Here is a 19697-nt window from a genome sequence, read left to right on the forward strand (position 1 = left end):
CAGCAAGCCTTCTCGCACATACTCTCCATTAAACGTAACAATGGCTTTGTACAATTCGTTAACGATATCTTCTTTGCTTTTGAAATAGTGATAAATATTACCAGTCGATACACCAGACTCCTTGGCGATAAGCGACATTGAGGTAGCCTGTAATTCCTTTCGGATGATAATGTTAAGTGTTGTTTCAAGGATAGCCTGCTGCACCTTGTTATAGTTCTCAAACATTAGGGTATCCTGCTCCCGTCATAAGATTGAATGTTCATTCTAATCTAACATACACCTCATACAATCCGTAGTCAAGATTGTCAGATCGATCTGGCGTTATGACAAAGCGCTTCATAATGGGCTTACATATAATTCTTAGCGATCGTCTCCAAATATTCGTCAATGGACACAGAATTTCTTAGCGCCATCAGATCATTGCCTGCTGTTCCGATGACAGTGCGAAATTTATTGCTCTCTCCAGTCGCCAATGCGGCTATGGCATCGACGATAATCTGAGGATCATCCAATGTAGAGCTGGATTCCGCATTATTCATTAAATTTTGCACTTTTGTCATCAGATCATCGTAATCATGTATGTTATCATTTCGGTTCCAAGTGATACTGTTCTTGAAATTATTTCCTGTAGAACCTCCCTGTTCAATCAATCTAAGCTCGATATTCAACGGCTTCAGTTCGTAATAAAGACCTTCTGTCAGTCCTTCCAAAGCAAATTTCGACATATTATAGAGAGATCCGAGCGGCACCGCTGTCGTGACTCCCATAAAAGAGCTAATATTGATGAACATGCCTCCACCATTGGCTCTGAAATGTGGTATAAACTTACGAATGACATTGATTGGTCCTCGCGTATTAACGGCGAATTGCCAGTCGATAGCTTCCTCTTGGGCTAATTCCAGCGGACCGTAAGTTCCGATACCTGCATTATTGATGACAACGTCGATCTTACCGAACGTGGCAATGGCTTGATCTACAGATGTTTGAACTTCATGCACATTGGTAACGTCCAGTTTGAAAATTTTGATATTATCGTAATCAGTAAGCTCCGTTTCTTTGTCGGGTGTACGCATGGTTGCAGCTACGTTCCAGCCCATTTCAGCAAACCGAATCGCCGTAATTTTTCCCAAGCCTGAACTGGTTCCCGTAATAAATACTGTTTTACTCATGTTAATACCTCCAAATTTTAGATTGAATGTTCATTCTATATCAATTAAATGACTTAGATCGAATGTTCATTCTATTATGATACAGGATTTGATTTCTGTCAAATACTTCAATCCTAAGCCTTTTTCTCTCCTTTACCACCGTAAAAGAGACCCAAAGAAATAATCTATTGTCGGCTCTATTGAATTTTTAAAACACAACTTTATTGTCTGTGCACAGGAACATATTTTTGTCCCTGGTTCCAAAGGAAACATTTGATCAATGAACCCGCCAAGCTTACTGACTGGCACCTAGCATACACGCAAATGAGATCGATGCAAATAATATCGATAGCAGTTTTGGTGGAATGTCTATGTACATACTATTTTCAATCTTCCCTTTTTACCGGATAGTCTATTTCCTGGATGTCCTCTTCAAGATCAGCAAATTCCAATTCTTCATTAAGACCTTTAAGCATTTTCCCATTCAGTGGCTCTATATCAAATATTCGCTGTACGAGTGATCGATCCAGTGAACTCTCGTAATACTCCGTTGCCCAGGCATAATAATAATCCGCTTTGCCGTTTAAAATATGCAACAGTTCGTAGGCTTTAGCATCCAACTCTTTACTTGCGGACCATGCCTGGCTGCCTTGCAACTTCCATGTGCAAAAGGTAGTCTCATCCATAATAAACGCTGGTTCCTTTAGAAATCCCTCAAATTCGTTAGGCACGCCTTGGAGCACATCATGTGGCCCATACACCCGATTAAACCGCTGATCAAACCCTTTGACGATCAGTCCGTTTGGCTGAAACAGTGCAAAATAGTGATCCCCTTCGCCGTCCCTTATCGATGCCATCTGTTCATTCTCATCCCAATGGGCGTTGTACGAATAATATCGGTATTCCCACTCCGGCATAAGGATAGCGTCCAGGATGGCTGCAGCTTGAAATACAGGTCTGCTCTCCTCTACCCGGGTCTTCTTTTATAACATCTCCATTATAAACCATAATTTTTCCTACGACTTTAGATTTTATGGTAATTATTAGGCCCCGTTAGAGTCTCGTGAACGTGATGTAATCGACTTGGGCAGGCTCTGCCGATTCAATCCGAAGTGCCCGGTTGATCTGTCCTCGGTGATACTGCCCATGTAAGAGGACCTGCAACAAGATGTCCCGGGCGGACGTTCGGAACGAACCCCCGCTCTGGTTCTCATAGTCAATCATCTCATCCAGTTCGAATTCCTTGAGCCCTTCGATATAGATGCGATATTGCTCGGCGTTTTCTTCGAACATCGTCCGGATCGCCGTCAGGTCTTCCGTTTCCTCCCACAACGAATATTTCGCACTGCCCTTGCCCTGCAATCGGTCCAGCCAGACTCGTTCCGCGACCGCAACATGCCGAACCAGCTTCAGAAGGTCCTTGTTCTTCGTCTCACTCTCCTCGAGCGCGTCCAAGATGCGTCCGTCCGCCCAGTATAGGTGGTCCATCATCCACCTGATTGTCTTCATTTCAGTCTCCCCCTCTTCTTTTCATCGATTACTTATACCTAATGTATCGCGTTAGTTTAGTGACTTCAAACTTTTAATTACCTGATAAAGCGACGTCGTGTTCCCCCCCGGGAGGCATACAACTTTTAGCTTTGTTTGAGCTTGCTAAAAACGGGTTTTCGTTCAGTCAGGAAGTACAGGAGGGCCAGAGCCGGGAGAACTGTACCCAAACCAGCTGCAGTCTGCCAGCCACCTTGGGCGTATGCCCAGCCGCCCAAGGAAGAGCCAGCTGCGCCGCCCAAGAAAAATAATGACATGAACAGTCCATTCAAGCGTCCTCTTGATTCTTTGCCAATCGAATAAATAGCGCGTTGACCCAATACCAGATTGCCCGAAACAGCCATATCCAGTGTAATTGCAGCGACAACCATCAGCAGTAAACCCACAACAGAATGACCTTTTACCAGTACGGCAAGCAGGAAGGAAAAAACAGCTACCACCAGGAATGTGCCGGTTAAAGCCCGGGTCCAGCCTTTGTCGGCTAAACGGCCACAAATAGGTGCGGCAATAGCGCCACCCACACCAGCTAAGGCAAACCATGCAATACCCTGCTGCGAGAGGCCAAAGTGATCCGCCAGATGCAGAGGAATAACGGTCCAGAACAAGCTAAAGGCGCCAAACAGACAAGCTTGATAGAAAGCGCGGCGACGTAGAACGGGTGTACGGACAAATAGGGAGCCAAGCGATAGAATCAATTGTCGATAATTTAATGTAGGTGTCGGTTTCCGTTGTGGAAGCACACGGGACAAAACAAGGGTAAGCAGGGCAATCAAAACCATTGAAAAAGCAAAGATCGCTTGCCATCCCCATAAGCTGGCTACAAAGCTGGCCAACGGTCGGGCAAACATAATACCAAGCAGCAAGCCACTCATGACATTGCCGACTACTCGTCCACGTTGTTCTTCTGAAGATAAATAAGTGGCGTAAGGAACAAGAATTTGGGCGACCACCGAGCCAAGGCCAATGAACAGGGAAGCGGCCAGGAAAATTCCTGCGTTGTGGCCAAAGGTAGCACCGGCTAGCGCGAGGACCACTACGACCAAAGAAATAACAGTGAGGCGGCGGTTCTCAACAAGATCACTAAGCGGAACTATAAACAGCAAACCAAGCACATACCCAATTTGCGTAATCGTCACGATCAGACTAGCAACAGATGAGGACAATCGGGTAGTTTCACTAATTGGTCCAACCAGTGTCTGCGCGTAATAAAGATTGGCCACGATAATTCCACAAGAAGCAGCAAGCAAAAATGTGAGCCAGGTGGGAATAGACTTGCGTTCGGCTAAAGAATTCATGATGATATACCTCCATCCAAATACAAAGAGCGTTCATTATAAAGCGCAAAATTATTTTTTCATACTTTTTTCCCATGCGCCCCTAACGGATATACCTGTCTCCATAGCAGCGTCTTCTAAATCATGAATGTCCTTTTTTTCTAGTGTAAGAGTTATAGCAGTTAATGCATCGTCAATATGTGCTTCTTTGGTAACTCCTATAATGGGTACAGTCCCCTTTACAAGGGCCCAAGCCATTGCTACGGGGGCCGGTCCAACTTTATATTTGTCTCCAATCTCGCTCATAACATTGATTAAATTTTGAAGTTTTCTTAGGGTTTCTATACTAAATGCTTCTCCTCTTCTTGTATTGCTTTGGAACGGATGATTAGCATTATATTTGCCTGTTAGTGCTCCTTGTTCCAGGACCATATAAGAGAAGAAAACGATATGATTATCGTTACACCAATCGATAATACCTGCTTCTTCTGATTCCCTATATAATAAGCTATAGTGATTTTGAACGGCTGCAAGTTCCAAACCCTCTTTTTCCAGAATGCTAACAGCCAATTTCAATTCATCCAAGTTATGATTAGATACCCCGATGTGTTTAATCTTGTTTTCCTTTGCAAGGGGGATGATTTCTTGTGTCCATTTTTCAACATTCCGGGGATTGTGAATCCAATAAAGGTCAATATTTTCCCTACAAAGTCTCTCCATACTTTCCTTTAATGACTTCCTCATGTTTTGCTCTTGGCCATCGTAGGGTGTGAACTTAGTAGAAATCAATATATCTTGTTCTCCCTTAATGAAATGGCCTAAAATGGTTTCCGATGCGCCATAACCATATACGGCTGCAGTATCCCATAAGGTAAAACCATGTTTAACGGCTTTTTCATAAACAGGTCTCAATTCCTCAGCAGTATAGTTATTTCCAAAAACCCGGTCTCCACCGTTAACACCTGTGCCCCATGACCACGTTCCCAGTGCAATAGCTGGTATTTTGTCGTTTTTCATAGTTACATATTTCATTATGAACTCCTCACTTTCCAAATTTTAAATTTCCTCCGCAATCGCCCTTCTGATTCTACTCAACGACACGGGTGTAATTCCGATATAAGAGGCGATATAGGCTAGATTGATACGCTTCTCCAACTGGGGATACCTTTTTCTAAAATCCAAATACCTCTCCGTTGCACTTTTTAATAAAAAACTGCTCTCTCTTTGAATTTTATATTCCAACTTACGTTCCAATAATTTTGTATAAGCTTTCATGCAATATATATGATTCTCTATTAATTTTTTGAAATCGTTACATGGCATGGCCATAACTACACTATCCTCCAAAGCCTCGATACAACGGTTTGAAGGTTTATGATCAAACAATATTTCATAACAAAGCACTGAACCCTCTTTTGAAAAAAATCTTGTGATATCATCCCCATTAACATCTATATAAAAGCTTCTTAATAAACCGGAGATAACAAAGTATATTTCTTTTTGTACAACTCCCTGATGAACTAATAAATCTCCTTTAGCAATTTTCTTTTTTGTAAGCTTATTCATTGCATGGTTAACGACCTCTTGTGGCAGCTTATCCTGCATAAGCAGTTCAATTGAATTTTGGATTTGAGCGAATTCATCCTTCATCTGTTTCCTCCTTCACTCCCATACTTTATATTTGGTTGCGTTCAGAATTCTGCAACATCTGTCTAGATTATATTTCCATACTCACACCTTGTAATTAACAAAAGATAATAATATGTATATTAAGCGAGTTCATCCATAGGTTATCAATCATCCATTTTTGATTTTTTGTAGGCTAAGGGTGTCATGTTCATTGCTTTTCTGAATCTTTCTATAAAATAGCTGGTACTGTTAAATCCGACCTTATAGGCAACTTCTGTAACGTTAGATTCTGCTTGCTGCAGTAAGACCAAGCTTTTTTGAATTCGATAATCCATGACATAATTCAGCGGAGTTATCTTTAACACTCGTTTGAAATATCGGCAGCATTCAGAACGGCTCAATTGACCAGCTTTCGCAATATCATCTAATGTGACTTTTTCAGCGTAATGCAAATAGATCCAATTTAACATTTGCTTGATCCGCTGACTCTTTACCATTTCCGTCTGGTCATATTCTAATTTAAAGCCATTCATGACTAAGTTTTTCCAGATTATTGTTAAATGCATGGTAATATCCATCTCAAAGTATGGTGATTTTTGTTGAATACATTGATTGATTTTAAAAATGGCATCTAAGATGTTTTTCCCCCAGAGCTCATTAGAATCTATATATACATAAGGTAAGTTAGTTGCTTGAATATAAGGGGCTACATAGGGGCTGTAAAGCTCTGGTGATAAAACGTAATGAGGAGAAGCGTTTAAACAGATATACACACAACCCGATTCATTCTGATCTTCCGCCATGTGTAGGCAGCCACTATTTATAAATAAGCCATCACCTTGTCGTACAATTCGTTTATCTTCATTTATTTGAAAGATCGCTTCCCCTTTTACAACCAGAACAAATTGAATTTCATCATGCCAATGAAGAGGTATATGTCCATGTATATTTTGGTTAATCGTTGTTTCATAACATGCAACCGGTAGTACGACTGTCCGATGCTCAGTTAGTTCTTTTAGGTTTTGGTCAACCATGAAATTTTTTATTTGCAAATCATCACAACCTCAATATATTTATATTTTTTTATCCTATTCAGGTATAATTCAAAAAATTTTTCACCTATTATAACACTATTATTATATCTCAAGGTAGAGAATATTCATGAACAAATCAGCTAGAAGAACAGGATTATTTCTTGTTATCACAGGAGCTATATTTTGGGGTGTCAGCGGGACCGTTGCCAAAAAACTCTTTCAACAAATTGATGTCAATTGGCTTGTAACGGTACGTTTACTCATGGCTGGTGTCTTACTGTTAGCTGTACAATTTTTGGTAAAGGAACGTTCACAAATATGGGCTGTATGGAAAAATAAAAGAACCGCTTTCCAACTCATTGTCTACGGCTTGGTGGGTATGCTAGCGGTCCAATATACGTATATGGCATCGATCCAAAGTGGTAATGCTGCTGTCGCGACATTATTACAATATCTAGCACCTGTAATGATTATCATCTATTTAGTTCTGCGAAGGCACATTGTCTTCACACGAAAGGATCTGTCAGCTATTTTCCTGGCTTTAGTGGGTTGTTTTTTCTTATTAACAAACGGCTCTATTTCTCAACTATCCGTTCCGAAGATCGCAATCGTTTGGGGTATCTTATCAGCAATAGCCCTGGCTTTTTATACCTTATACGCCATTCCTCTTTTGAAGCAATATGGTTCCCTAGTTATTGTGGGTTGGGCTATGGTCATTGGCGGTTTGGGATTAAGCTTGATCCATCCACCTTGGCAAATCGATTTTAAAACCTTGACACCAGAAACCTATTTATACCTAGCATTCGTTATTATATTCGGTACAATGATCGCATTTTGGTTCTATATAGAAAGTTTACAAAGTCTTTCACCAAAAGAAACAAGCTTTCTAAGTAGTTTGGAACCGCTAGCTGCTGTTCTAACAACTGTATTTTGGTTAAAAGAGCCTTTTGGCTTCTTCCAATGGATGGGTGTATTATGTATCATCGGACTGATCTTGTTATTAGCATTCAATAAAAAGCCTTCTTCAAATAACCAATCAAAAGAAGATATCTCGCTTTCAGAGTGAGTAAATTTTACGGGTAGGCATTAGGGTAAAACTGCTCGTTAATGGAGGAGAAAACGGCAGCCGTTTTCATGGCTGCCGTCTCATATTTATGAAGCTACCGTTTGGGTTTCGTATAATGATACATCCGAACGTTAATTTGTTTTTTGGGGAGGTTGCATAATCATAAAAGGTATATTTTGTACTCCAACCATTCGTACATACGTAAATAATTGGCCTTTATGGTGAATCTCATGGTCTTTCGCCGTGGATAGCCAGAAGCTCCCAGTGCCAAGGAAGTTTTTAAATTCAATCTCCTTTTCTAGCTGTTGAGCATTTAACCCCTTCAGTTCTCGGATTGTTTCCTCTGTCAATTGATCGACTATGCTGCGTACATCGGCTATTGTGTGATATTGATCTATTTTTGTCGGTGGAGTGAAGGTACCATTTTTTACGGTTTTCACGAACATTTCCATAGAACTGGCTATATGAACAATTAGGGAACCCATAGGCATCGCATTGTCCCAGGGTTTAAAGTCAATATGTTCATCCGGAATCACTTCAACCAATTCTTGCAACACCAATCTGTGCCTTAGCCATTCCTGAAGATATTGAGCTACTACAGACATGCTATCAACCTCCAAAATTTAGTAGTTTCCTAAGGTAGTAATTCTATACTTGCAACCCATTACCTTCTTTTATGAAAAGGTCACAGATGAAAAAGGAACGATTTATCATCCGATGGGCGTTCCATCAGGTAATTTAATATCTGGTTTCAACAAAACCACGTCCCCCTTTTCGGGTATTCCGCCAAGGACTAATACCTCTGACTTAAAGCCTGCTATTCGTCGAGGAGGAAAGTTGACTACACCTATGATTTGTTCCCCTATCATCTCTTCAGCTACATATCTTTTTGTAATTTGTGCACTCGATGTTTTTATTCCGATATCTTGTCCAAAATCAATTTCAAGTTTAATAGCAGGTACTTTGGCTTCTGCAAAAAACTCAGCGTTAATGATGGTTCCAACCCGAATATCGTGTTTCAAAAAATCTTCAATCGTTGCCATGTAAGTATTCTCCTCATCCATTGTTTTCTTAAATCCCATAATAATCCGTAAACAATTTTAATATTTTGCAACTGTATACTTTAGAGATTTTGCCCAAAAATACATCCCCATACCGATAAAGATAACCCATCTCCGATTAGTGCCTCTTTCGAGGTCCCAATGTTCCCCCAAGCTATAATAATCGAACCGATAAGGGCAGCAATCAAACAAAAAATAGTGAATAGGTTTGCTCGTTCTCTAAACACAAAGTATGAACCAATCATTACAAATAAAGGCTGTAAGGATAAGATGACCATGGAACTGGCAACTGAGGTGTATACCAAAGATTCCATCCAAAATAAGAAATGCAACCCGAGAAAAAGGCCGGTCAAGAAAACAGTGCCCCAATCTTTTTTGGTCATTTTTAAGGAGCGGAGCATTTTCCAGGGTAGAAAAGGAAGCATGAATATGACGGACATATACAATCTAAACATTCCAGCCACGGAGGTTGGAGTATGTGAAGATTTTATCATGATGGAAGAGACGGAAACCGACAAAATACTGATGAACAGTAAAAAATACGGATGCAAAGATAGCGATATTTTATTTATTTTCATAATGATCCTCTCAGATGTTTTGACCAATTCTCTGTGCACAGAACAATTGCATAATAAACTGAACTGAGTTATATAGGAATACCGTCATAAGAAAGGACCCTCTCTTCTATGGAAAAACAATTGCACGAGACCATTCTCTATCCCGATGTTTCATTTCCATACATCATGTACACCCATACGGTTCATGAAAGTATTCCTAAAGGTAGAGGATTTAACGATTTACATTGGCATGAAGAACTACAGATCACTTTGGTCACTAAGGGAAAGCTAGTCATACAAGTGAACGGGATTGATCATGAATTAGATACAGGTCAGGCCATTTTAATTAATAAAGGTGTTCTTCACGTTACTACCCAGCTTTCACATCACGGTCAATATGTCAGTTTCAATTTCCCGGAGAAGTTGCTGGCCTTTTATGCAGATAGTGCGATGGAAAAAAATTATGTACTGCCTTATACAAACTCTTCCTTAGTGTCACTAGTAATTAAAGGGGATGCTGAATGGCAAATTCAAATCCTGCAAATGCTGTGGGATATGAAACAGAAGTTTGATTTGAAAAAAAATTGGGGTTGGGAATATGAAGTAGCCATCAAAACGGCACAACTATGGTTCATCTTAATATCTAATATTTTGCTTTCTTCTGAGGAAGCACCTAAATACATGAAACTGCAACAGGAAAGACTTCAATTGATGCTTAGCTTTATTCACCAAAACTACGCAAACAACATAACCCTGCAAGAAATTGCTGCTGTAGCGCATCTAAGTGTTTCAGAGTGCACTCGTAGTTTTAAGAGAACTATTCATATGACCCCTTATGATTATTTAATTAAATACCGCATCAAGAAAAGCAGTGAATTACTAACCTCAACACAATATACCATAACTGAAATAGCCCACAGAGTGGGCTTCAATCACGTAAATCACTTCATTCAGTCTTTTAAAAAACATTATAATAAAACACCTAAAGAATTCCGCAAATTTAGAAATGATTCATGAATTAAGAATTGAAGTTGCTGATATTAGATCTATTGGTATACCCTGCAACTGCAAAAAGAGAGAATTTTATGTGAATGGTCTACATTATACCGTTAGACCAGCAATCGATAAAGCTCCTGTGAATCATCACGGGAGCTTTATTGTGCATCTAATACCTTTTTACCTGTAACGTTCAGGATTATCTGTCTGACCAAGAATAAAGTCGATACTCACCTTGTGGAAATCCGCCAAGTTGATCAAGACAACACTTGGGATGTCCAGGTTCCCATTTTCATATCGGGAATAGGTTGTTTGTGAGATTTGTAAGAAGTCAGCACCAAGTCGAACAAGAAACGAAGCGGACAGAATAGTGCTGTTCAAGCCATAACGTTCGCCTTTGTGCCCGGATTTCAAACTTTTTAGCTTGGTTAAGAAATACGACCGCGTAGTGGCACCCCATGTACATTTTTAACTCGGCTTGTATACTAAAAAAGTTTTATGCGAATAACGCATAAATATCAATATGTAGCTTCCATATGTAGTAAACTTTGCTTGGATGATGGATTTACGTGATGACAAAGACTTAACACAACAGTATTCATAGAGAGGGATGATGAAAATGATTTTGGAGAATATTTATTATAGGAAATGGCGTCCCAGTGAACAAATAAAGTCAACCGACCCCGAATCTCGAAAAGTGAATCAAAAAATTTGCGATCTTATGGAGATGTTGAAAAATAAATTATCGGCAGTCGATTTTGAGTAAATTGAAGTCATGTTTGATTTATTAAGCGAGTCAACTTCCCTGTACTCCGCAGCAGCGTTCACCCACGGTTATCGGACGGGGGCATTGACGATGATTGAAGTATTTAGCAGTGAGAAAGAATGAGTTGCTGGTCATAACCATAAGGAAAATGATGGATAAAAGAGTGCTTTATCAGCTTAAATAAACCCAGTTTGCAGTACGCCCTGCAACTGCAAAAAGGGAGATGGCGCTTGCCATCTCCCTTGCTCTTATTCTTACTCACACTTCCTGCTTAAAAATATGTTGCAGCATAGGTGGTCGGTGAGCGGAGCGGGCAGAATTGTTTTGAAGAAGCGGAGCGTTCGCCTTTGCAACGGGATTTTAACCTTACCTAGTGTCATATAAATGAAAAAATCCCGTTGCAACAGCGATCGGAAGAATAATCTGCACGCGTAGCGCCTCCCCGACATACGCCCAAACAAACAACTATGTTTTTAATCCCCCACCCGATTCAAAAACACCTTCGTCCGTTCCAGCTGCGGATTACCGAAAATCTGCTCCGGTGTACCGGATTCCGCAATTTCTCCGTTATCCATAAAAATGACGCGATCAGCCACATCTCGCGCAAAATTCATCTCATGAGTCACGATGACCATCGTCATATGCTCCTCAGCCAGCTTTTTGATGACCCGTAGCACCTCGCCCGTCAGCTCGGGATCAAGGGCCGAGGTTGGCTCGTCGAACAGCAAAATGTCAGGATTCATCATCATTGCCCGGGCAATCGCCACACGCTGCTTCTGTCCGCCTGACAGTCGGGACGGGTACGCATCGGCCTTATCCGCCAAGCCGACTTTTGCCAGCAGCTCTGCACTTTGTCGACGCAGTTCGGCCTTGCTTACCTTTTTGACCAACTTTGGAGCCAGCTCCAAATTATCCTGCACCGTCAAATGAGGAAACAGATTAAAATGCTGGAACACCATGCCCATCCCGGTGGTAATGCTTTTAATTTCGCTTGCCGGAGCATACTGACCATTTTCCACCAGCGCTTTATCATGAATGCGGATCGTCCCGCCCGTCACATCCTCCAGGTACACCAAGCTGCGCAGCATGGTACTTTTTCCTGAGCCTGAAGGACCAATGACGGCTACGACCTCCCCTGCCTTAACGTTAAAGCTCACTCTTTTCAGAACGTCGAGCTTGTCGAACGATTTTTTTAGATCAGTTACTTCAATTGCGTTAGTGTTCATATCCCGACATTCCTTTTACTCAAATTTAAAACGTTTTTCCAATGCCCTGAAGAACAGTGTCAGCACCAAAGCCAACAACAAATAAATAACTGCTGCTACAACATAAGGAACAATCGTAAAGTCACGGTTCACAGCCGTATTGGCAAAATGGAGCAGTTCTGGTACGGCCACCGCGTACAGCAGCGCCGTATCTTTCACCAGCGTTGTCGCCTCATTGGTGACCGCTGGCAAAGCAATCCGTACCATCTGCGGCACAATGACTCTAATCAATGTCTGTGACTTGCTCAAGCCCAGTACCTGTGAGGCTTCGTATTGACCTTTATCAATCGACAACATCCCGCCTCGGAAAATTTCAGCAAAATAAGCGGCATAATTCAGCACAAATGCCAGCACCGCTGCCGTTGTCCGATCCAGGACGAGATATTCCCCGATGACAGGCAGCATGGGCAGACCAAAACAAAAGAACAACAATTGCAGCAGAAGCGGCGTGCCGCGTATAACATAAATGTACGTATGCATCAGCCAGGCAATTGGCTTAATCCGGCTTTTCGCCAGCAATGTAACGATAAAACCCAGCGGAATGGACAGAACGAGCGTGATAAAAAATAAAATAACCGTCATCTGTGCCCCTTCAAGCATAGGCTTCATAATTCGCAAAATATATTCCATACTCATAACTTTCGACTCCTAAACCCTTAGTTCAATACATTACGTATTAGTTCAATACTTTATCTTCACCGAACCATTTTTTTGAAATTTCAGCGGCTTTTCCGTTCTTGTGCAGCTCATCCAAAGCGGACTGCAGCTGTGTCAACAGCTCTTCATTTCCTTTTTTCACACCGATGCCGTATTCCTCAGGGGCCAGTGATTCATCAAGCAGCTTATACGTCCCTTGTTCCTTGGACATATAATATTTGGCAACAACCTCATCAATGACAACCGCATCCAGACGTCCTGTTTTCAGGTCGGTCAAAGCAAGAACGTTATCCGGATATTCGGGTACTTGCTTTAATTTGCTTTTGATCGGGCTTGCGTCCAATGCATCGGCTGCCGAGGACAACGTTTGGAGACCCACAGTTTTGCCCGCCAGATCAGCCAGCTTGGAAATACTGGAGGCAGCCGGAACGACAATGACCTGACTATTTTTGAGATATGGCTTCGTGAACAGCACTTTTTGCTTACGCTCATCGGTAATGGTGTATCCATTCCAAATGAGATCAATACGTCCGCTGTTCAGCTCGGATTCTTTGGCAGACCAGTCAATTGGTTGAAATTCCACTTGTTTGCCCATTTGTTCTCCGGCCGCCTTCGCATAATCAATATCAAAGCCGGTCAGCTCGTTATTTTCATCTCTAAAGCCCATTGGCGCGAATTTATCATCAATTCCAATAATCAACTTGCTGTTATCCTTACCGCCGGAACATCCGGCCAACACGATCATAATCAATCCAATCATCATCGTAAACATGGCTGTCTTTCTCATCTTTTTCCCCTCCAACAATAGTGACCCCCGTATCCAAAGGACTGGCGGCAAACGCTTTAGTTCGTTAACACGTTATCAGAGTATCATCATATCATACGACAGGATACTCGTCGAGAGGAAGGAGCGGAATCTTAGCCTTTTGTTTATTTTGATTGCCATTATTTTCAGCATAGACAGGAGAAATAAACCCCCATGTACATTTTAAAACGCCTTTTTATGATGCTTGTTACGTTGTGGATTAGTCACTTTAACATTCATCATCATGCACATCATTCCAGGTGATCCGTTCTCGAACGATTCGAAAACGATTCCGGAGCAGTGCTGCAAAACATGCGCGCTAGATGCAATCTGGACAAGCCGCTCGCAGTGCAGTATGTACTGTATCTCAAAAATTTGCTGGTGCTGGATATGGGCCCGTCTATTCAGTCGAAAACGACGGACGTTAAATGCTCATTGCCAGAGGTTTCCCACCTTCTGCTCTCCTCGGTATTCAATCCATCGTGGTTGCGATTGTTGCGGGCATTTCGCTCGGAACGCTGGCTGCCTTGCATCATAATCGACCACTGGATTATATCTCGATGTTTATCGCGATTATTGGTATTTCCGTGCCCAGCTTCATTTTGGCACCGCTGTTAATCAAATATATCGCTGTCAAATGGCACCTGCTTCCGGTCGCCTCATGGGGCACCTGGCAGCACACCGTGCTTCCGTCGCTGGCTCTCGCCGTTTCACCACTTGCCGTTATCGCCCGCTTTATGCGGACGAGCATGCTGGAAGTCATGCATCAGGAGTACATACGTACCGCCAAAGCGAAGGGACTTTCCTCTTGGGCAGTCGTCATTCGTCACGGATTGCGCAATGCGTTGATCCCGGTGCTGTCCTTTATCGGACCGCTATTCGCTTCCGTCATTACAGGCACCTTTGTCGTGGAAAAAATATTCGCCATTCCCGGCATCGGTAAATATTTTGTAGACAGCATCTTTAACCGGGATTACCCGGTCATTATGGGTACGACCATTTTCTACAGTGCCATTCTGGTCGTTACGTTATTTTTAATTGATATATCCTATCGTCTTGTCGATCCACGAATCAAATTAGTCAGCAAAGGAGATTAACATGAAAGCAGCACCTACCGTCGAAAGGGACAGCCTGTTCAGTCCTGTAAGACCGCAGCCAGATGTCCGCCCCCACGTTGACCAGACCCAAGGAATCACCTTGGCGGAATCGGCTTCGCAGACTTCTTAACAATAAGCTTTCCCTGCTGGGACTTTCCTTACTTATCATGATCATAGCTCTGGCGAGTTTCGGTCCTTCCATGGTTCCTTATGCGCCCAGTGACCAATCCCTATTGAAGACGAACCTCCCTCCTTCGGGAGAGCACTGGTTTGGTAGGGATGATCTGGGGAGAGATGTATGGGCACGGACATGGGCCGGAGCCCGAATCTCATTGATGATCGGCTTCGCTGCTGCCGCCATTGATTTGGTGCTTGGTATTCTCGTGGGCTGTATTGCTGGATATTGTGCTGAACATGGTAAAACCGGCGACCGGATTGACAGCATTCTGATGCGTATTATTGAAGTTTTATACAGCATCCCCCTATCTGCTGATTATCATTTTGCTGCTCGTTATTATGAAGCCGGGGCTGCTCACGATGATTATTGCTTTGTCCATATACCGGATGGGTCGGGATGGCGCGTGTGGTTCGCGGGCAAATCCTACAGCTCAAGCAGCAGGAATATGTGTTGGCTGCCCGTAGCTTGGGGATATCTCATTCGCGCATTATTTTCAGGCATTTGCTACCAAATGCAGCGGCCATCATTATCGTAAACCTGACGTTCACTATTCCATCGGCTATTTTTGCCGAATCGTTCCTCAGTTTTCTCGGTCTGGGGATTCAGTCTCCATCCGCCAGTTGGGGAACGATGGCTAACGATTCACTTGGCGTGATTTTAAGTGGTCAATGGTGGCGGCTGTTCTTCCCGGGGTTGATGATATCGCTCACCATGCTGGCGTTCAATACCCTTGGAGACGGGCTTCAGGATGCGCTTGATCCGCGTTCGCAGCACTAGCAACGGGGATATACATAGACAAGGAGGGGTGATAACATGATCCGCAGCTTCTCGTCTGAGCGTAGAACAAATGGCAGTTCCTTTATGGAAATCCGCACACGCGGCATACCCTGTCGGAAGGGAGGATGAATGAATCCCCGTAGAATGCACCTCATTTTTTGGATAACTAGCCCTTCTGCATAACTAATTAGAGTAATAGAGGAAAACCACGATGAAGAAAATACACTGGATGACTATCATCTTACTTTTGGTCGCAACGACTTTGGCTGGATGCTCCGCTACTGCGGACAAAGCAGCCAGCAACGATCCGTCCGCTGCTCCTCAAGCAGATATTCCGCAAGAAATCACCGCCAATCTGGCAGGTGGCGAGCCTTACACGCTGGACCCTGCTTTCGCGTCCGATACAACGTCCTACTTTGTGATTGATAACTTGTACGAAGGGCTGTATACATACGACAAAGCAGGCAAAATCGTAGAGGGCGCTGCCAGCAAAGTAGACGTGTCCCCTGACGGCAAAACATATACCTTCACCATCCGCGACGGTGCCAAATGGTCGAACGGTGATCCGTTAACGGCTAAGGACTTTGAATACTCCTGGAAGCGGGTACTGAATCCTAAAACAGCTGCCTACGACCCTTCCACCCTGTACTACATCAAAGGAGCCGAAGCCTACAACACAGGCAAAGGTAAAATTGAGGACGTGGGTGTTACAGCTAAGGATGACAAAACCCTGGTGGTAGAGCTGAAATCACCACTGGGCTTCTTCCCAACCATCGCCGTGGGTCATGCCTATCTGCCAGTAAATCAATCCGTGGTTGAGAAAAGCGACAAATGGGCGGCAGAAGCGGGCACAATTGTCGGCGACGGCGCCTATGTAGCCAAAGAATGGAAGCATAACGAGCAAATCACGCTCGTGAAAAATGACCAATATTGGAACAAGGATGCCATTACGATGGCAACCATCAACTTTAAAATGGTCCAAGATTCCACAACCTATTATCAAATGTACAAAACAGGCGATCTGGACCTGATTTTGAGCCTTCCAGTGGATACATTGGATCAGGAAAAAGGCAACAAAGAATTCCTGTCGCATCCATCTTTCAGCGTGTACACCCATTCTTTTAACGTAAAACAAAAGCCGTTTGACAATAAAAAAATCAGACAGGCCATCGCTTACGCGATTGATCGCGAAACACTGGCGACCCATGTCACCAAGGGTGGAGAAACTCCGGCTTACGGATACGTTCCATACGGAACAACAACGCCATCCGGTAAGGACTTCCGCGACGAAGCGACGAAGAAATACTATGAATTCGACGCTGCGAAAGCGAAACAATTGCTGGCCGAAGGCCTGAAAGAAGAAGGTCTGACCAAGCTGCCACCGATCACCTTCAAGTACAACACATCGGACAAGCACAAAAAAGTAGCCGAAGCGATTCAGGAAATGCTAAAAACAAACCTGGGCGTTGAAGTGACATTGGAAAATCAGGAATGGAAAACGTACATTGATACGTTCAAGCAGAAAAACTTCCAAATCGCCCGTATGGGCTGGGAAGGAAACTTCCTGGATCCACTCGGCGTATTGGGGCATTATACTTCCAAAAATTCGAACAACTTTACGAACTGGAGCAACCCGGAGTATGACAAGCTGATTGAATCCTCAACCTTTGAGCTTGATCCGGCAAAACGCTTCGAGCAGCTTCATCAGGCGGAGGACGTATTGATGGAGGATCTGCCGATTATTCCGATCCAGTTCTCTGCGGACACAACGTTAATCAGTCCTAAAATTCAAGGCATCGTATTCGATGCTCGTTCCAACCCGGATCTGCGCTTTGCGAAACGGGTCGAAAAATAATGTTTTTACGTTTTGGGATCACTGCCCTGCTCGTCGGCACCTTGGGTTTTATGTATGCCTCCCCCCAGCTCCTGAATGGGCGTGAAGCTATAGCTTCTGCCAACCTGCTATTCCTGCTGGGCTTGCTGGGTTTGGTAATCAGCGCGATCTTCCACGTTCTGCAAAGCGGCTTTCTCACCCTTTTCCTGCGGGGATTTGCCGACATCAGACCGTTGTTCATCCGCCAATCCAAGACACTACAGGCGGAAAACGAACGCTTGCGTTCCGATGAAGCTCTATCGGCCTGGAAAACCTCCACGCTCCGCCATCTCAAGGTGTACACCTCGGGGTGCGGTGTAGGGCTTGTGCTTTGCTCGATGATTTTAATGGGGATAGGGTGATTAAACGTATGAGAAGCTTTCTTGCGGTTCGTAGGCGCTGCGCGTGCAGATTGTTCTTCCGATCGCCACCAATGCTTCGCTTCTCCAGAACAATTCTGCCCGCTTCGCTGGCAACCGCCGTAATGCTACTCTACGTTTTAGAGTGGGTGTAGTAGTTTGAAAGTGGTAGTCCAAGGTCATTAACTTGGACTACATTTTTCCTAGATACTAATAACTGAAAAACAATAAAAGAGAGAGTTCCGCGAAGTTTATTCGTAGGGCTCTTTTTTATTGATTTTCCATTAAAATCACTAATTATTATTTGATTTACGGTAATTTAGCGGTAAATGTGTTAAAATAAAATTAAGAGGAGGCTTTATTTTATGTTTAAGCCAAGATATAATATTACGTCGTCGATGATTAATGACTTACTGAAAATAGAACGCTCCAGCGTAGTTGTAGAGCAGCTTCCGCTTCCAGCAACGATTCTTGAGGTATTAAAAAAAGAAGCACAAGAAGTTACTGTACTTCTTTCAACCAAAATGGAGGGTAACACGCTGGACAATGAAGCCAAGCGGAAGGTTCTTTATAAATCCAGTAAAAACGACGAAGAACAAGAAGTTTATAACCTGATGAAGGCAATTGAATTTCTAGATGAGTCGGAGCAGCGTGAACTGCCCATCACCGAAGAATGGATTAAAAAACTACATGCTATCATTAAAGTTGTACATGGACGCAGACCAAGACTGAGCGAATACCGTAATGAACAAAATAATGTCGGCGACCGCAATCAGGCAGGCTTTTATCTCCCGCCGGAGTCCCAAGATGTTCCTGTTCTGATGGAAGACTTGATTGCATGGATTAATTCGCCGAATAATGTGAATTTAGCTGCTCCCATTCAAGCAGGAACAGCCATGTGGCAGTTTTTAACTATTCATCCGTACATGGATGGCAACGGAAGAACCGCTCGTATGATCGCTACGTACATTTTGCGTAGGGGGGGGTATGGTCTGAAAGGATTGTTTGTTTTGGAAAATTTCTACGATCGAAACCTGAATGATTATTACCGAGCACTGCAAATGAAGCTTTCCCACAACTATTATTTTGGTCGAAATGATGCTGATATAACTGTTTGGTTAGAGTACTTTTTGAATGGATTGGCTGAGGTATACTCGGAAGCAGCAGAGATCGTTCGGCAAAAAAATAGCGAGATGCTCAGGCTAGAACCTGAACTGATCCGTAAGCTGGACATACAGCAACGTACACTATTCCGTCAATTGGTATTCAAGCAAAATGCCGCCTCAATAACAGAGATTTGTAGGCTATTGGACGCTGGCGAACGAACGGTAAGAGAAAAGATTAAAAAGTGGATTGAAGAAGGGTTCCTGGATCCAAAAGATCCGGAAGCGCAACGTATTCGTACCATCGTTCTTTCAGCCCAATATGAAGAGCTTGCTGTGGATATTCGCAATGAATCCGAAAAATACCAATATCTTTTGGGTCGTGATGACTAAATGGACAGTGCCCACCATGATTCGTTATGTTTTACAAGATAGATAACACGAAAAAAAGAGAGTTCCACGGAGTTTTGAACTGTGACCCTATTTGTGGACACATAAAAGAAA

The 19697-nt window shown here is 43.0% G+C and carries 20 protein-coding genes and 3 pseudogenes; 8 read left to right on the forward strand and 15 right to left on the reverse strand.

Annotation, left to right across the window (positions count from 1 at the left end):
- The 8 genes from L693_RS0108070 to L693_RS0108105 form a co-directional block, all read right to left on the reverse strand.
- The coding region (locus L693_RS0108070; RefSeq protein ID WP_025716826.1) for a TetR/AcrR family transcriptional regulator at positions 1-225 on the reverse strand (225 nt) is incomplete at its 3' end.
- Positions 226-347: 122 nt separating this feature from the next.
- The gene (locus tag L693_RS0108075) at positions 348-1169 is read right to left on the reverse strand and encodes an SDR family oxidoreductase (protein WP_025716827.1); all 822 of its coding nucleotides are present in this window, start codon (positions 1167-1169) and stop codon (positions 348-350) included.
- Positions 1170-1534: 365 nt separating this feature from the next.
- Complete coding sequence (locus tag L693_RS0108080) at positions 1535-2065, reverse strand: hypothetical protein (RefSeq protein ID WP_025716828.1); 531 nt, start codon at positions 2063-2065, stop codon at positions 1535-1537.
- Between the two features lie 136 nt (positions 2066-2201).
- On the reverse strand, positions 2202-2657 hold the full coding sequence (locus L693_RS0108085; protein ID WP_025716829.1) for a DinB family protein: 456 nt from the start codon (positions 2655-2657) through the stop codon (positions 2202-2204).
- A gap of 125 nt (positions 2658-2782) precedes the next feature.
- Complete coding sequence (locus tag L693_RS0108090) at positions 2783-3991, reverse strand: MFS transporter (RefSeq protein WP_049825092.1); 1209 nt, start codon at positions 3989-3991, stop codon at positions 2783-2785.
- 51 nt (positions 3992-4042) lie between these two features.
- The gene (locus L693_RS0108095) at positions 4043-5023 is read right to left on the reverse strand and encodes an aldo/keto reductase (RefSeq protein WP_231503564.1); all 981 of its coding nucleotides are present in this window, start codon (positions 5021-5023) and stop codon (positions 4043-4045) included.
- A gap of 3 nt (positions 5024-5026) precedes the next feature.
- Positions 5027-5620, reverse strand: a complete 594-nt coding sequence (locus L693_RS0108100) for a Crp/Fnr family transcriptional regulator (RefSeq protein WP_025716832.1) — start codon at positions 5618-5620, stop codon at positions 5027-5029.
- A 143-nt stretch (positions 5621-5763) separates the two neighbouring features.
- The gene (locus tag L693_RS0108105) at positions 5764-6651 is read right to left on the reverse strand and encodes an AraC family transcriptional regulator (RefSeq protein WP_025716833.1); all 888 of its coding nucleotides are present in this window, start codon (positions 6649-6651) and stop codon (positions 5764-5766) included.
- Positions 6652-6760: 109 nt separating this feature from the next.
- On the opposite strand from L693_RS0108105, the gene L693_RS0108110 reads away from it, so the two are divergent.
- Positions 6761-7699 (forward strand): DMT family transporter, encoded by a 939-nt coding sequence (locus L693_RS0108110; protein ID WP_025716834.1) that lies wholly within the window; start codon positions 6761-6763, stop codon positions 7697-7699.
- Between the two features lie 131 nt (positions 7700-7830).
- Here L693_RS0108110 and L693_RS0108115 read toward each other — a convergent pair whose 3' ends face one another.
- The 3 genes from L693_RS0108115 to L693_RS29005 form a co-directional block, all read right to left on the reverse strand.
- On the reverse strand, positions 7831-8304 hold the full coding sequence (locus tag L693_RS0108115; RefSeq protein ID WP_025716835.1) for a DinB family protein: 474 nt from the start codon (positions 8302-8304) through the stop codon (positions 7831-7833).
- Positions 8305-8409: 105 nt separating this feature from the next.
- Positions 8410-8742: a chaperone CsaA gene (csaA, locus tag L693_RS0108120; protein ID WP_025716836.1), complete on the reverse strand. Its 333-nt coding sequence runs from the start codon at positions 8740-8742 to the stop codon at positions 8410-8412.
- Between the two features lie 80 nt (positions 8743-8822).
- Positions 8823-9338, reverse strand: coding sequence for a DMT family transporter (locus tag L693_RS29005; protein WP_231503565.1), 516 nt, complete (start codon positions 9336-9338; stop codon positions 8823-8825).
- A gap of 108 nt (positions 9339-9446) precedes the next feature.
- Here L693_RS29005 and L693_RS0108130 point away from each other — a divergent pair, with 108 nt between their 5' ends.
- Entirely contained in the window at positions 9447-10334 is an 888-nt protein-coding gene (locus L693_RS0108130) for an AraC family transcriptional regulator (protein WP_025716838.1), read from the forward strand.
- Positions 10335-10493: 159 nt separating this feature from the next.
- Here L693_RS0108130 and L693_RS31190 read toward each other — a convergent pair whose 3' ends face one another.
- Positions 10494-10694 carry a helix-turn-helix domain-containing protein gene (locus L693_RS31190; RefSeq protein ID WP_081752110.1) on the reverse strand — a complete coding sequence of 67 codons (201 nt, stop codon included), beginning with the start codon at positions 10692-10694 and terminating at the stop codon, positions 10494-10496.
- A gap of 238 nt (positions 10695-10932) precedes the next feature.
- Between L693_RS31190 and L693_RS32080 the strand changes: the two are divergent.
- Positions 10933-11202, forward strand: a pseudogene (locus L693_RS32080) (DUF6809 family protein).
- A gap of 350 nt (positions 11203-11552) precedes the next feature.
- Here L693_RS32080 and L693_RS0108140 read toward each other — a convergent pair.
- The 3 genes from L693_RS0108140 to L693_RS0108150 are packed head-to-tail and all read right to left on the reverse strand — an operon-like array spanning position 11553 to position 13788.
- The gene (locus L693_RS0108140) at positions 11553-12305 is read right to left on the reverse strand and encodes an amino acid ABC transporter ATP-binding protein (protein WP_025716839.1); all 753 of its coding nucleotides are present in this window, start codon (positions 12303-12305) and stop codon (positions 11553-11555) included.
- Between the two features lie 15 nt (positions 12306-12320).
- On the reverse strand, positions 12321-12980 hold the full coding sequence (locus L693_RS0108145; RefSeq protein ID WP_025716840.1) for an amino acid ABC transporter permease: 660 nt from the start codon (positions 12978-12980) through the stop codon (positions 12321-12323).
- Positions 12981-13020: 40 nt separating this feature from the next.
- Positions 13021-13788 (reverse strand): amino acid ABC transporter substrate-binding protein, encoded by a 768-nt coding sequence (locus L693_RS0108150; protein WP_025716841.1) that lies wholly within the window; start codon positions 13786-13788, stop codon positions 13021-13023.
- Between the two features lie 192 nt (positions 13789-13980).
- On the opposite strand from L693_RS0108150, the pseudogene L693_RS0108155 reads away from it, so the two are divergent.
- From L693_RS0108155 to L693_RS0108175, 5 genes and pseudogenes are all read left to right on the forward strand, one after another.
- Positions 13981-14903 (forward strand): annotated as a pseudogene (locus tag L693_RS0108155) (ABC transporter permease).
- Between the two features lies 1 nt (position 14904).
- Positions 14905-15858 (forward strand): annotated as a pseudogene (locus L693_RS0108160) (ABC transporter permease).
- A 211-nt stretch (positions 15859-16069) separates the two neighbouring features.
- Entirely contained in the window at positions 16070-17713 is a 1644-nt protein-coding gene (locus L693_RS0108165) for a peptide ABC transporter substrate-binding protein (protein WP_025716842.1), read from the forward strand.
- Positions 17713-18093 carry a DUF3899 domain-containing protein gene (locus tag L693_RS0108170; RefSeq protein ID WP_025716843.1) on the forward strand — a complete coding sequence of 127 codons (381 nt, stop codon included), beginning with the start codon at positions 17713-17715 and terminating at the stop codon, positions 18091-18093. The genes L693_RS0108165 and L693_RS0108170 overlap by 1 nt, the downstream gene beginning before the upstream one ends.
- A 362-nt stretch (positions 18094-18455) precedes the next feature.
- The gene (locus L693_RS0108175) at positions 18456-19586 is read left to right on the forward strand and encodes a Fic family protein (RefSeq protein ID WP_025716844.1); all 1131 of its coding nucleotides are present in this window, start codon (positions 18456-18458) and stop codon (positions 19584-19586) included.
- The last annotated feature ends 111 nt before the right edge of the window (positions 19587-19697 follow it).

This window comes from Paenibacillus sp. 1-18 (assembly GCF_000520755.1).
GTDB classification, from domain to species: domain Bacteria; phylum Bacillota; class Bacilli; order Paenibacillales; family Paenibacillaceae; genus Paenibacillus; species Paenibacillus brasilensis.

What these genes read in the sequence shown, in the direction of transcription:
- L693_RS0108075 (WP_025716827.1), bottom strand. Translation starts at nt 1,169, where the DNA reads ATGAGTAAAACAGTATTTATTACGGGAACCAGTTCAGGCTTGGGAAAA.
- L693_RS0108080 (WP_025716828.1), bottom strand. Translation starts at nt 2,065, where the DNA reads ATGCCGGAGTGGGAATACCGATATTATTCGTACAACGCCCATTGGGAT.
- L693_RS0108085 (WP_025716829.1), bottom strand. Translation starts at nt 2,657, where the DNA reads ATGAAGACAATCAGGTGGATGATGGACCACCTATACTGGGCGGACGGA.
- L693_RS0108090 (WP_049825092.1), bottom strand. Translation starts at nt 3,991, where the DNA reads ATGAATTCTTTAGCCGAACGCAAGTCTATTCCCACCTGGCTCACATTT.
- L693_RS0108100 (WP_025716832.1), bottom strand. Translation starts at nt 5,620, where the DNA reads ATGAAGGATGAATTCGCTCAAATCCAAAATTCAATTGAACTGCTTATG.
- L693_RS0108110 (WP_025716834.1), top strand. Translation starts at nt 6,761, where the DNA reads ATGAACAAATCAGCTAGAAGAACAGGATTATTTCTTGTTATCACAGGA.
- L693_RS0108115 (WP_025716835.1), bottom strand. Translation starts at nt 8,304, where the DNA reads ATGTCTGTAGTAGCTCAATATCTTCAGGAATGGCTAAGGCACAGATTG.
- csaA (WP_025716836.1), bottom strand. Translation starts at nt 8,742, where the DNA reads ATGGCAACGATTGAAGATTTTTTGAAACACGATATTCGGGTTGGAACC.
- L693_RS29005 (WP_231503565.1), bottom strand. Translation starts at nt 9,338, where the DNA reads ATGAAAATAAATAAAATATCGCTATCTTTGCATCCGTATTTTTTACTG.
- L693_RS0108130 (WP_025716838.1), top strand. Translation starts at nt 9,447, where the DNA reads ATGGAAAAACAATTGCACGAGACCATTCTCTATCCCGATGTTTCATTT.
- L693_RS0108140 (WP_025716839.1), bottom strand. Translation starts at nt 12,305, where the DNA reads ATGAACACTAACGCAATTGAAGTAACTGATCTAAAAAAATCGTTCGAC.
- L693_RS0108145 (WP_025716840.1), bottom strand. Translation starts at nt 12,980, where the DNA reads ATGAGTATGGAATATATTTTGCGAATTATGAAGCCTATGCTTGAAGGG.
- L693_RS0108150 (WP_025716841.1), bottom strand. Translation starts at nt 13,788, where the DNA reads ATGAGAAAGACAGCCATGTTTACGATGATGATTGGATTGATTATGATC.
- L693_RS0108165 (WP_025716842.1), top strand. Translation starts at nt 16,070, where the DNA reads ATGAAGAAAATACACTGGATGACTATCATCTTACTTTTGGTCGCAACG.
- L693_RS0108170 (WP_025716843.1), top strand. Translation starts at nt 17,713, where the DNA reads ATGTTTTTACGTTTTGGGATCACTGCCCTGCTCGTCGGCACCTTGGGT.
- L693_RS0108175 (WP_025716844.1), top strand. Translation starts at nt 18,456, where the DNA reads ATGTTTAAGCCAAGATATAATATTACGTCGTCGATGATTAATGACTTA.